The 12,457-nt window shown below is 54.8% G+C and carries 10 protein-coding genes and 1 pseudogene; 9 read left to right on the top strand and 2 right to left on the bottom strand.

The features are described from left to right. Positions 1–154 precede the first annotated feature (154 nt). On the top strand, positions 155–1,453 hold the full coding sequence (locus B8783_RS18075; RefSeq protein ID WP_084421799.1) for a spinster family MFS transporter: 1,299 nt from the start codon (positions 155–157) through the stop codon (positions 1,451–1,453). Between the two features lie 166 nt (positions 1,454–1,619). Next, the gene (locus tag B8783_RS18080) at positions 1,620–2,357 is read left to right on the top strand and encodes a FadR/GntR family transcriptional regulator (RefSeq protein WP_169711859.1); all 738 of its coding nucleotides are present in this window, start codon (positions 1,620–1,622) and stop codon (positions 2,355–2,357) included. Here B8783_RS18080 and B8783_RS18085 read toward each other — a convergent pair. Together B8783_RS18085 and B8783_RS18930 are read right to left on the bottom strand one after the other, a co-directional pair. Next, positions 2,349–3,743 carry an FAD-binding oxidoreductase gene (locus B8783_RS18085; protein WP_084421803.1) on the bottom strand — a complete coding sequence of 465 codons (1,395 nt, stop codon included), beginning with the start codon at positions 3,741–3,743 and terminating at the stop codon, positions 2,349–2,351. The two genes, B8783_RS18080 and B8783_RS18085, sit on opposite strands and share 9 nt — an antisense overlap. A 543-nt stretch (positions 3,744–4,286) precedes the next feature. Further along, positions 4,287–4,385: pseudogene (locus B8783_RS18930) on the bottom strand (IS6 family transposase); the annotation flags it as partial. Between the two features lie 326 nt (positions 4,386–4,711). Between B8783_RS18930 and B8783_RS18090 the strand changes: the two are divergent. The 7 genes from B8783_RS18090 (at position 4,712) to B8783_RS18120 (ending at position 12,418) form a co-directional block, all read left to right on the top strand. Continuing rightward, positions 4,712–5,473, top strand: coding sequence for an SDR family NAD(P)-dependent oxidoreductase (locus tag B8783_RS18090; RefSeq protein WP_169711860.1), 762 nt, complete (start codon positions 4,712–4,714; stop codon positions 5,471–5,473). A gap of 345 nt (positions 5,474–5,818) precedes the next feature. Continuing rightward, positions 5,819–6,487: a TetR/AcrR family transcriptional regulator gene (locus B8783_RS18095; protein WP_169711861.1), complete on the top strand. Its 669-nt coding sequence runs from the start codon at positions 5,819–5,821 to the stop codon at positions 6,485–6,487. A 128-nt stretch (positions 6,488–6,615) separates the two neighbouring features. Then, positions 6,616–7,455 (top strand): phytanoyl-CoA dioxygenase family protein, encoded by an 840-nt coding sequence (locus B8783_RS18100; RefSeq protein ID WP_084421808.1) that lies wholly within the window; start codon positions 6,616–6,618, stop codon positions 7,453–7,455. Positions 7,456–7,459: 4 nt separating this feature from the next. Continuing rightward, complete coding sequence (locus tag B8783_RS18105; RefSeq protein WP_169711862.1) at positions 7,460–8,245, top strand: phytanoyl-CoA dioxygenase family protein; 786 nt, start codon at positions 7,460–7,462, stop codon at positions 8,243–8,245. Next, positions 8,242–8,622: a nuclear transport factor 2 family protein gene (locus tag B8783_RS18110; RefSeq protein ID WP_084421812.1), complete on the top strand. Its 381-nt coding sequence runs from the start codon at positions 8,242–8,244 to the stop codon at positions 8,620–8,622. Before B8783_RS18105 ends, B8783_RS18110 begins: the two co-directional genes overlap by 4 nt. A 263-nt stretch (positions 8,623–8,885) precedes the next feature. Then, positions 8,886–11,105: a TonB-dependent receptor gene (locus tag B8783_RS18115; RefSeq protein WP_084421814.1), complete on the top strand. Its 2,220-nt coding sequence runs from the start codon at positions 8,886–8,888 to the stop codon at positions 11,103–11,105. A gap of 152 nt (positions 11,106–11,257) precedes the next feature. Continuing rightward, positions 11,258–12,418, top strand: coding sequence for a CaiB/BaiF CoA transferase family protein (locus tag B8783_RS18120; RefSeq protein ID WP_084421816.1), 1,161 nt, complete (start codon positions 11,258–11,260; stop codon positions 12,416–12,418). The last annotated feature ends 39 nt before the right edge of the window (positions 12,419–12,457 follow it).

A 12,457-nucleotide genomic window follows, 5' to 3' on the forward strand; every position in this document is an offset into this window, starting at 1 on the left:
TGCAGTCGATCTGGCCGCGAATTATTTCGTCTGGCCGCGTCGACACGTTGCGGTATCGGCTGTCCTTAATCTGTTGAAAAATGGACTTGCTATTTATGATACTTTTTTTGAGTATCTTCAAAAATAATATCTGTCAATTCCGTGGGAGGAAGTTTTGAATAGTGCTTTTAGGGGTGCGGATCCGCGCCCGAAATACGTGCTTGCGATACTCACGATTACCTTTGTCCTGGCGAACATCGACAGGAACATCATCAACATGCTTCTGGAGCAGATTCGCGCTGAATTCGATCTGCTCGACTGGCAGCTGGGACTGTTGTCAGGCTTTGCATTTTCGGCGGTCTACGCGATTGCGGGGGTGTGGATTTCACGACTGGCAGATCGGGGTGACCGGATTACGATTATCTCCATTTCATTGACGGTGTGGAGCGCCATGACGGCCCTGTGCGGCATGGCCGGATCGGCGATTCAGCTCATGCTGGCCAGGGCTGGTGTTGGCCTCGGAGAGGGAGGGTGCAGTCCACCTGCCCATTCCCTTATAAGTGATCTATTTCCGGCGTCCAAAAGAGCGACGGCGCTCGGTATTTATGCGTCGGGTGCAACCGTGGGGCTGGCGGGCGGCTTTTACCTTGGGGGCTGGCTGGGTGAGGCGTTCGGCTGGCGGGTAGCATTGCTCGCGGTGGGGCTGCCCGGCCTGTTCGTCGCAATTCTGTTCAGGTTGACGGTAAAAGAGCCGAGGCGGTCCGTTGAGCAGGTGCAAAGCCAGACCGCGCCAAAGCAAAACCTTGTAGATGCCGCGCTTCGTATCTGGCGCAGTCGTAGCTTGCGCCATGTGATGGTCGCAGCCGCTCTGTCGGCGATGGTTGCGTCTGGCACGATTACCTTTGTCCCGTCCTTCCTTATCCGGACCCACGACATGACCACTCTCGAAGTTGGGACGGCCCTGGCAGTCATCACTGGGGTGTTTGCCAGTTCGGGGGTGATTTTTGGGGGCTGGGTTGCCGACCGGCTTGCCAGACGCGACCAGCGCTGGAATGCGTGGATACCAGCTCTCGCCAAGCTCCTTGCCCTGCCTGGCATGCTCATCTTCTTCCTGATCGACAACAAGGTCTTTGCGCTAGCGGCTTATGCGTTGCCGAGTTTTTTGTCTGGCATGTGGCTTGGTCCCACATATTCAATGGTGCAGGGACTGGCGCCGAAAGCAATTCGGTCGACCGCTGCAGCCGTTTTGTTGTTGGTCTACAATATTTTGGGGCTCGGTGTCGGGCCGATTATTATTGGTGGTCTCAGCGACTTCATTCGTGACGTATATGGCGGAAATTCGCTTCGAACGGCCTTGCTGTGTATTGCGCCGATCTCTTGCTGGGCTGCCTTCCATTACTGGTGGTCGGCGCGGTTCCTGCGTGAGGACATGAAAAACCCGGACCTCGATTTAGAGCTTGCAGAAGTGCTGTGACACTGTGAACGATATGCAGGAATCTCTATCTGTTATAAGGGTCTTCAAACCTTATATCGCGTTAGAGTGTGACACTGCAACGTGGCCAGCAATGAGCAAAATTTTGACTGATCAGACATCAGCGCGCCAAGCGCCTACTCCTTCCAGATCCCGGACGCGCCGAAAAGTGACCAAGGAGAAGGGGGCGCTGCGTGTTGCTCGCGAAATTGCCAAGCACATCCAGGAAGAGAAACTGATGGCCGGGGAGAAATACCTGTCAGAGGCGGAAGCGATCGAACGGTATCAGGTTGCGCGCGGCACACTGCGCGAGGCGTTGCGCCATTTGCAGATACAAGGCGTCATTGAGATCCGCCCGGGGCCAAAGGGCGGGCATTTTGTCGCCGATCCGACCGCAGACAATCTCGCGTCAACAATCGCCTTGCTACTGCAGTTCTCGGATGCGACCATCGAGTCCCTGATTGAAGCTCGCGGGTCGATTGAGCCGGGTATGGCGGCCATGGCAGCTGCCCACGCGACAGAGGCTGACATTGAAGCCATGGACGAATTGCTGGCCGAGATGGAGGACTCTCTAGGCAATTATGAGGCCTATTATGCGGTCTACATGGATCTCTGGGACGTTCTTGCCCGCTCCACGCGCAATGCGTTTTTCGTATTCCTGTCTCCCGCACTGCGGAACATTACTTGGACGGCGGGCATAAGGCCAAACGAGCGCCAAAGGGAGAGAGCGCTTCGCAACCTGCAGACTGTCAGGGATGCGGTTGCCAAAGGCGATCCGGAAGAGGCTTTTCAGGCCATGCAATTGCTTGAGCGCCAGTTCCTGGCAACTATGCGCGAAGAGTATCCGCGGGAAATTTCCAAAATTGTGTCCTGGTCTGATTTTGGAAGGCGCAACGCTTCAAATTGAGAAGATTTTCCCAGGATTGAAGATGTTGGCGGGGTCTAGCGCCTGTTTGATGGCCCGCATTGCTGGTAAGCCGCTGGCATGTTCCAGCTCTAGAAATTTCTGTTTGCCCGTGCCGATGCCGTGCTCGCCGGTGCAGGTTCCGCCCATCGAGATTGCGCGTTCGACAAGCCGGTCATGGAGTGCGTGAGCGCGCTCCAACTCCTTACTATCGTCCGGATCGACGAGCAGAAAGAGGTGGAAGTTGCCGTCACCGACATGTCCAACGAGCGGGGCAACCAGGCCGGAGGTCTCCAGATCGGCTTTTGTCTCAACGACCGCGTCGGCAAGGCGGGAAATGGGGACGCACACATCTGTGACGAGAACCTGTTTTCCAGGGCTCAAGGCGCGGGCAGCGTAGAGCGCATAATGGCGCGCCGTTTCGAGCTTGCGCCTCTCTTCTGCCTGCAGCGCCCATTCGAACTGACCGGCGCCAAAATCGCCCGCCAGCTCTTTGAATGTCGAGATCTGGTCGTTCACGACGGCCTCGCTTCCATGAAATTCGACGAACAGCATGGGCGTCTCAGGCAGCGACAGGTTTGAATAGCTGTTGCTGGCGGCCACCTGAACTTCATCAAGAAGCTCTATCCGGGCGACGGCAATCCCCATCTGTATCGCCATGATCACTGTGTTGGTGGCGTCTGCAATGGAGTTGAAGGGCATTACGCCGAGCGCAATCTGCTCCGGAATTCCATAAAGTCTGAGCGTCAGTTCCGTTATAATGCCAAGTGTCCCTTCCGACCCAACGAACATCCGGGTGAGGTCGTAGCCTGCCGCAGATTTGCGTGCCCGATGTCCGGTCCTGATGACGCTCCCGTCGGCTAGAACGACCGTCAGTTCGAGAACATTGTCCGCCATTGTGCCGTAGCGTACCGCATTGGTCCCGGATGCACGGGTCGCCGCCATGCCGCCCAGCGTTGCATTCGCGCCCGGGTCGATTGGAAAGAACAGTCCTTGATCTCGCAGAAACACATTCAGTTGCTCGCGTGTGACGCCGGCATCAACGCGCACGCACAAATCTTCGCTCAGGACTTCTCTGATGGTGCACATTCTAGAGGTGTCGATACTCAGGCCGCCATGAACTGCCGAGACGTGACCCTCCAGCGACGTGCCTGCCCCGAATGGAATGATGGGGCAATTGTGTCTGGCGCAGATCTTGACGGCCTCTGACACGTCCTCAGTGCTTTCAGCGAAGAGCACAGCATCTGGAGGGACGCAGGCATGCCACGACTCATCCTTGCCGTGGGCCTCCAGCGTTGATGAGCTGCTGTCCAGCTTGTCGCCAAAGAGTTGAGCCAGTTCAGCGACCACCGCATCAACATCGTATAGCCGTGCTAGATTAACCGTCATGAGTTTCGCATTTCCTTGCAATATAATTATGATCATAATTATAGATTTGGGTTGCGCTGGACAAGCCCACACGACGGTTGCGCCAGATTTTTCGCTCGAATGACAAAAGTCGCTGATCCTTCAATGCGTACTTGGATTGCCATCTGCAGCGTCATTTGCTGACGATGATCTCGGGAGATGTATAGAAGTAATGACGGGCAGGTGAGGGGCAACTTCGAAGCCGCCGGCCGGTGTGAGGCGGAGACAAGGCCGTCGATCTCTTTCTCATACACCGCATTTTGCCATCTTCGATGAATGGCGTCTCGCAGGACTCAGTCTGCAGCACTTCAACCGATGGGGCCGCCTCTAGATTGAACACTAAGAGATCTGGCGAAACTGGCGGGGTAGGGACTTCGGCTAAAACAGAGACCGGAGCCCAAGAAAATGCCCGCCAGTGGCGGGCGATTTCGCGAATTCCGAGATCTGGTCTTCAAATCAGGGACTGCGTGGCGGTGTTGTCAGACTAATGCAAACTAGTCTCTGCGAACCGGCGAATAAGCAGGTTTAGACGGCCAGAAGCCGTCGCCATTCTTGGAGGGCGGCGTGGGTGGAGATGAATTTCTGAAGGTTCGACATCCGCCTGAACCTCAGCATCGCTCGCTGGATGATCGCGGGCGACGTTTTGAAATAGCGGAAGGGCGACTTGCTCATGCCGCAAAGAGTAGAGCGGCGCGCTATCCGTTCTCAAGCAAAGTTCTTCTGACAATACCGTGGAAGGGATTTCGGGACATGAAGCGACGTTTGCCAGGATAGCCGACCCGCTCAATTGGCTTTGTTGCGCTGACAATGCCCGTAGTGTGTTTGCCCTGAATTTATGGATACGCCCATTGTGTATATCTGTGCGAGCGATGTCGATTAAAACATTTGTTTTTTATAAGTTGAGCTTTTGAACGATCGCATTATTGTGCGCAAAAAAAGGGGAGAAAGCTTTGCAAGGTTTGGATGGAAAGATCCATGTCATCACGGGCGGCTATGGTGGCATTGCCATAGCGACGGCCCGGTTCCTGTTGAAGCATGGTGGCCGCGTTGTGCTGACCGGACGTGACGCGGAGAAGGGGCGGGCGGCGATAGCGGCACTTTCCGATGAATTTGACGGGGGCGTACACTTTTACGAGCAGGATGTGACGGACCCGCAGGCGACCGACATCTTGGCCGGCAGAATTGAGCAAGCGGTTGGACCTGTGTGGGGCGTGGTTGCCAATGCTGCGGGTGCGTGGCCTGGCAATTCCTTCGATTTGTCTGCGGAGGATTGGCGCAAGACCTTTGCGGTCAATCTCGATGGTGCTTTCTACACGGCGCAAGCCTTCGCGCGAAATATGCGTGGGCGGGGAGGTTCGGTGGTCATGGTCTCGTCGATTGCCGGGACGATCAACACAATACCGCTCGTTGTTGCGTCGTACTCGACGTCAAAGGCGGGCATGTCATTTCTTGCGGCAAGACTTGGTATCGAGTGGGCACGGGAGGGTATCCGGGTCAATGCTGTCGAGCCCGGCCATATTGATACGGAATTGACCGCAAAGGCGCGAGCGCGTCGTCCTGACATGATTGAGCGCTGGATCTCGGAGGTGCCCATGCAGCGCCTTCTTGATCCGGAAGAGGTCGCCCACACGATTGCATTCCTGCTCTCAGACCTTTCCAGTGGAATGACGGCGTCCACGCTGACTGTCGATGGTGGTTATTCGCGCTGTTGAAGCGGTTGTCGTTGAAAACATTTGTTTTGCGATGACTTCATCTTGATTGGAAAGGGCGTGCCAATGGGCGCAGTAAGTATGCCCCTTATTACTGACAAGCTGCGACGTCATAGATATCTCGGAAGTGATGGTAACAGCTTCCTGAAGAGACTTTCAGCATCCTAAACCTTCGGGTTTGCAATGCTCAATCAATTGTGTCTAAGCATGCCTTACTGGTCCTGTCCTTGGGCAGTGCCATGACTATGTAATTTCGATAGCACATTCACATTGAGTGACGATAAACTCAGGCAAGTCCCGAGTCTCTTTTTCATGAAGGATCAGCCGCTGCTCTGGTCCGGAGAATCCATGGCCCAATCATCTTCTAACGACGCGAACATCACCTCAGATAAGGATGATACGCGAACCAGAATTAAGTCTGCCGCCAGAAAATTAATTGCGGAACGCGGCGTCGAGGCGGTGAGCACGCGCGACATCATGAAAGAAGTCGAGGCAAGGAATTCCAGCCTGCTGAATTACTATTTCGGATCCAAAGAGAACCTCATCAGTGAGCTGATGGCAGACATTTTCAAGTATGCCGCACAGCGTTGGGAGGCCCGGTTGCAAGCGCTTGAAGCGCGTGGGGGGCCAAGAACGGTTCGGGATGTTGTGGAAGTCATTGTGCAAGAAGCTGAATGGGGGACAGACTCCGATTCAAGCCCGACAGTGACCAGGTTTCTGATGAACGTGTTCTGCACGCGTCGTAAATCTGTCCGCAGATTGGCGGACTCCGTCGACATGTCCTCGTTCAACTATTTACTTCAGATGATCACGCAGCTTCTTCCGGACATTCCAGAGCACACAATGCGGCAGCGGCTCGTATTTTTCGCATGGTATCAGCTCGCGACGCTTAGCGCATATGAAGCCTTCCTGGCTGACCCAAACGAGCAAGGAAGCGTCTGGATCAAAGATGATGCACGGCGGAATATTGTCGACACTTCGGTTGGCCTTCTGATGGCACCCGTCTCCTCGGAGTAAATGCCCGAGCACAATTAATGCGATCGATTAATGCAATTGACTAATGCGGTCGCTTAATCTATGCCTCTCCTCAAGTGCTCACCAGCGCGTTGCGCAGAGTGGGCCAGATCAGGGAGAGGGCGTACGCAATGCCGCAGATGCAGACAGCCGACTTGCCACGATTGATCGGGCCTGACGAACTCGAACAAGCAGCATCAGACGTTCGAAATCACGGCATCTGCCTGATTGCGAACGTCCTATCCTCCCAGCAACTGGAGAGAGCCCATCACGCTGTCTATGATGCCGCCCAGCATGACGAGACACGTGACCACATAGACCAGTTCGAACTCGACTATGACGACAAAAACCATCGGATATGGAATCTGCTAAGCCTTAACTCAGTTTTTGTTGAACTCGCCGAGCATCCTACAGTGCTGCATCTCTTGCGGGCCGTGCTTGGCTGGCCCTGCCTTTTGTCCAGCTTCTCGGCCAACATAGCTTATCCAGGCGGAGATGCAGGCGCGCTGCATGCCGATCAGTTCTTTGTACCGGGCGCCTGGGACCGGCCTATAAGCCTTAATATCGGCTGGGCTATCGATGATTTTACGCTGGAAAACGGGGCGACACATTTCGTGCCCGGCAGTCATCGCCTCAAGCGTTCGCCAACAACCCGGGAAAACCAGAGCCAGACCGGCGTTCAAGGGATTGTGCCTGCTGGGTCGCTGATCGCATTTGAAGGACGTCTCTGGCACAAGACGGGCGCAAACAGAAGCAAGAACCAGGCTCGTGCCGGACTGTTCGCGAACTATGTGACCAATATCTACCGCACTCAGGAAAACATGTTCCTGTCGGTGAATCCCCTTGTTGTTCAAATGGCCTCAAGAGAGCTTCAGGTCCTGCTTGGCTATCGCACTCGCGGGCTTGGCATGGTGAATGGCCTTCCTCCTCTTTGGCACGCAAGCGACGACAAAAAAGCAAAGCAGGAATAGTATAATGTTTAACGCCAAAGCCTTTGATCTGTCTGATGCGCTTTCCGCCTTTGATGAAGAGGGTGTCGCGATCGTCACCAATGTCCTGCTGCCAGCGGAGCTTCAGGACATTCGCGACGCCGTAGAAGAGGTCATTGCCACGGATAGGGCGCGTGGCGAACAGTTGACCGGCTTCTCCTATGATCCAGATGATCGAAATATTCGGATACGAGATCTTGTCCTCAAGCATGAGGCTTTCCGTGCGCTGGTCGAGAATCCGCTCGCATTGACGTTCGTTGAGCATGCCCTGGGCGAAGACTTTCGACTGTCAAATTTCAGTGGGAATGTCACAGGCCCAGGCTCCCAGCGGATGTATATGCATGCCGATCAGGGATTTGTGCCGGCCCCGTGGCCACCATACCCTTTTGCGATCAATATCGGCTGGGCCATAGATGATTTCACATTCGAAAATGGTGGAACGGTCTATGTTCCCGGGAGTAATCACAAGAGCCACGGACCAGCCCCGGAGGGAGGTTATCCCGATGAGAAGGCTATCGAATGCCCAGCAGGGTCCTTCTTCGCAATAGATGGACGGACCTGGCATCAGACGGGCGATAATCTGACGACGGATCAATCGAGAACGGGTCTGTTTGCTTATTATGTGCGATCATTCCTCATCCTGCAGAGGCCTTGGTACCGCTTCGTTTCACCGGAACTCGAAGGCAAATTCACTCCCAGCCTGTGGAACATGATGGGCATGGATATCGGAGAAATTCCAACACTTCGCTCCAGCAAGGCTGATGCGTCATGAAGAGCGCCGCCGCTGAACGTACCCCAGATGACGCGCTCTTTGTGGCAGAGGCGTTCACAAGAGCCATCGAGGAGCGCGATGCCGCAGCTCTTGCTGCCCTGTACACTGATGAGGCGCTTGTTTGGCATAGCCATGATCAGCAGTCGCAACCAAAAGACGATGCGGTCGAGCGAGCCCGGCTTTGGTTCTTGTCACTCGATGGGGTCTCAGTTCGGGTGGTCTCGCGAAGCCGCACGGAGCTTGGTTTTGTTCAAGAGCATCTCATTACAACCAGGATGCGCGGTGCCTCGCAGCAGGGCAGCACGAAACCGATCTGTCTTGTCGCAACCGTTCGTGGCGGGCGCATTTCACGGCTTAATGAGTATATCAGCGTATGAAAAAGGGAGGGACATAAAGTCATACTATCAAATTCGGCATCACTCCCTTGAGATAAACAAAGGCAGGGGCTGAAGCCGTTTCAGTTAAAGACAAGTCCTGTGGCGATGCGAGAGCGCAAGCCACAAATATATTGGAGCAAAGGCACAGCCGCTCCTCATAGAAAAACGGATAACACCAATGCGCGGCATTAGCCGCCAACCCTTGGCTATGCGCTCAAGGTCGCACGTCCACGTTCGCCGCTGAGGAATATGGGAGGAAATAAATGAGAAATATCACAGGCAAAGCTGTCTTCGCTATCGCGCTGGCCGCGATATTGACGCCCGCTGCCACGGCTCAGGATGGCGATGAAGACTCCGACCGGGCTGTAATGAAGGAAGTTGTCGTGACAGCCCGTAAACGCGCGGAAAGCGTGCAGGATGTCCCATTGAGCGTTACTGCTGTCAGTGAAGAAGACCTTCGCGCAAAGGCCGTAGTAACAATCGAGCAGGTCACCGCCGTCACTTCGGGACTGACCGTGTCACGGAACGCTAACAATATCCCGACATTCCGGATCAGGGGTCTTGGTACGGGAGGGGGGTCTGAGTCCTTTGAACAATCGGTCGCCCTGTTTATTGATGGCACATATCTTGGTCGTGTGAGTGAGTATAATCAGCCACTTTATGATCTTGAGCGACTCGAGGTGATCAAGGGCACGCAGGCCGCTCTGCTGGCCAAGAACACCAGCCTCGGTGCCATAAGCCTTACCACGCGCAAACCTGGCCACGAGTTCAGCTACGACCTGTCGACACAGTACGAGATGGAGTTGGGATCCAGCATCGTTGATGTTGGTGTGACCTTGCCGGTATCCGATACCTTGTCCTTGCGGCTCGCTGGACAGGCGATGAATGCGACCGGCCCGGTCAAAAACACCGCGCTCGGAACCGAGCAGAGCAACGACAGCCTGGCTGGCCGCTTTACGGCGGTCTGGACCCCTACAGCCCGCTTCAATGCCATCTTCTCCTACAATGACTATGAAGTCGAAATGATTGGAAGTTCAGAGGAGGCCGCGTCCGACACACTGGGTATCCTTGCGGCCAGGGGCGCGCTGGAAGGCATTCAAACAGAAGCTCGGCTCAACTACAAAAATCAGGTACAAGGGTCGATCTTCGGCGATATCAAGGATCGAACGACAGGCCGCCGGGCCATCCTTACACTGAATTACGACATCGGTGATTTTACGCTGACCTCGGTTACGGCAGGTGCTGAGTATAACCAGGTGCGCTTCTTCGATACTGATGTCGGGCCAGGCCTTTGGGCAGACCAGAACCCCGTCAAAAATGGCAACGAGCAATTCAGCCAGGAATTGCGGATTGCTTCTCCAGCAGGCGACCGCTTCAATTGGCTGGCCGGCCTCTACTATCAAAACGAAGACTTCTACATTCATCGCAAGTACGACATCTATTCCGACCTCGCTGCGGGTATCGCCGGAGGGTCTCCCATAGCTGGGGCCAACCAGGATAATTACGACCAGTCCACAGATACGTACTCTTTGTTTTCGCAAGCCAATTATGAGTTCAATGACCGCCTGACGGGCAGCCTCGGCCTTAGGGTCACAAATGAAAAACGTTCAGCTGAATACATGCGGATTGCAAGCCGTTCCGGGCTTTTCACCACTTTCCTGTTTCCTGATCTCGTGGGCTCCCCACCGGAAATCGACGAAACGTCAGTGGATGGGTCGATCGGCCTTCAATACGAGTTGAACGATGATCACATGATCTATGCGTCCTTCTCTAGAGGTTCGAAAGGAGAGGGCTTTATTGCCCAGCCGACGAATATTCCAAACTCGTCGGCGCCAAAAGAAACGGCTGACAGCTTTGAGATCGGCGCCAAGATCAATTTCAATGGGGGCTACTTCAATATAGCCGCATTCGACACGCAGATTGAGGCGCTGCAGCAAGCCCTGTTCAACGGAACCCGTTTTGATACGAGCCCGTACGACCTGTCTTCTCGAGGCTTCGAGTTCGATACGCGATACCATTTTTCACCAAGCTGGGGTATCAACGCGACAGCGACATATGCAGATGTTTCGTATGAGACAGATATCAGTCCGCAGGCCGATGGCCTAAGGCCACTTAACACGCCAGAATGGTCGGGTAGTGCCAATTTGCGGTATGATGCTCCCATTAGCGATGATCTGGAAATTACCGCCGAAGCCGGGATCGACTATTCTTCAGAACTGTACTGGTCTTTGAGAAACCAGAACACCTGCACGGGGTCAGCGCCGAGCAATACGATACCGTGTACGGATGCCTACACGAAAGTGAACGCACGCATCATGTTGAAGAATTCGTCGCAGGGCTGGGATCTCGCCTTGGTCGGTCGCAATCTGACTGATGAGAAAACGATTGCATATGCGCGGGCATCAACCTTCATCAACGGTGTCGTCAATGCCTCTCTCGCGCCCCCTCGCACGGTAGCGCTTCAATTCAGCATTCACCGCTAGGCCTTGGCAGAATGGCACTTGGGGTGCGGGCCTCAATAACCCGTACCCCAAGCATTCTACGAATACGTGTCTTCTGAACTGCGCCGCCGGAAATCCGGCGATGCCGGCAGGGATACGGCACCAGAGCCGCCGAACAAAAAAGGAAGTATGGGATGAAACCTGGACCTTGTTCTGGACTTCGTGTGATTGATATGTCCGCGTTGATTTCCGGTCCATATTGCAGTCAAATTCTTGCCGATCTCGGCGCTGAAGTTATCCGTGTGGAAACGCCGGGAAGCGATGTCATACGACATGTCGATCCAATCCACCGCGATATGTCCGCTTACTTCGAGCAGGTGAACCGGGGTAAGAAAAGCGTATCAATTGACGTAAAGTCCGAACAAGGGCGTGAGCAGGTCAGGGCCTTAGTACGAAATGCTGACATCTTTCTGGAAAATAGCCGCCCCGGAGTAATGGAGAAGCTCGGTTTCGGTTACGAAGACCTCAAGGCTCTAAATTCTAAGCTGATCTATGTGTCAGTCTGCGGCTTTGGTGCAGATGGCCCTCACAAGGATCGCGCGGCCTATGATCCGGTTGTGCAGGGCGTTGTGGGCTTCATGCCTTTGCAAGGTACTCCTGGCGCACCCCAGGCAATCCACACCGTCATTGCGGACAAAATCACAGCCATCTGGGCCGCAAACTCGGTAATGGCGGCCCTTCTCGACAAGGAGCGGAACGGAGAGGTTGGCCAGAAAGTCGTTGTGAATATGGTCGCGGCCTACGCGGCCTTCATGCTACTGGAAAACATGGATCACCATACGTTCCGGGACGCTGAATTCCCTGTGGTCGACCGGCCTGTCGGAATGTTCAGCACGCTCGATACGCGGGACGGGCGGGTGATTGGCATGATCCTGCAGCCGAAACAGTGCCTACAATTTTGTACAGCCCTCGGAGTTCCGGACCTTGCACTTGACCCCCGCTTTGGCGATGCGATGTCGATCGTGCGAAACACTCCATTGCTTTACAAGGAGGTGGCGCCCATCGTTTCAGCGATGTCTACGCAAGACTTTCTGGCGTTGATGTCCAAACACAGTGTTCCCTTTGGGCCTGTAAACGATATCGCGACGTTCATGCAGAGCGAAGAGGCGCTGCATGCGGGGGCTTATACAGAACTCGAGGACGGCGAGTACGGCGCGATCCGCCATCTGAACTTCCCGGCTTCATTCAGCCGTTCAGCTGTAGGTCCGAGAGGTCGGGCCCCTAGGCTCGGAGAACACAACGCCGAGCTTCTTGGCTCTCCGGGCGCCGGAGATAAAGACAGTCAAATCGGGTAGGAGCGGCCCAGTACGTACAACCTGGAATTTCCCCTGAAA

This window comes from Henriciella litoralis, assembly GCF_002088935.1.
Lineage (GTDB): Bacteria > Pseudomonadota > Alphaproteobacteria > Caulobacterales > Hyphomonadaceae > Henriciella > Henriciella litoralis.

Coding starts and splice junctions, on each gene's coding strand:
- B8783_RS18100 (WP_084421808.1), top strand. CDS start 6,616: ATGCCGCAGATGCAGACAGCCGACTTGCCACGATTGATCGGGCCTGAC.
- B8783_RS18115 (WP_084421814.1), top strand. CDS start 8,886: ATGAGAAATATCACAGGCAAAGCTGTCTTCGCTATCGCGCTGGCCGCG.
- B8783_RS18120 (WP_084421816.1), top strand. CDS start 11,258: ATGAAACCTGGACCTTGTTCTGGACTTCGTGTGATTGATATGTCCGCG.
- B8783_RS18085 (WP_084421803.1), bottom strand. CDS start 3,743: ATGACGGTTAATCTAGCACGGCTATACGATGTTGATGCGGTGGTCGCT.
- B8783_RS18095 (WP_169711861.1), top strand. CDS start 5,819: ATGGCCCAATCATCTTCTAACGACGCGAACATCACCTCAGATAAGGAT.
- B8783_RS18110 (WP_084421812.1), top strand. CDS start 8,242: ATGAAGAGCGCCGCCGCTGAACGTACCCCAGATGACGCGCTCTTTGTG.
- B8783_RS18105 (WP_169711862.1), top strand. CDS start 7,460: ATGTTTAACGCCAAAGCCTTTGATCTGTCTGATGCGCTTTCCGCCTTT.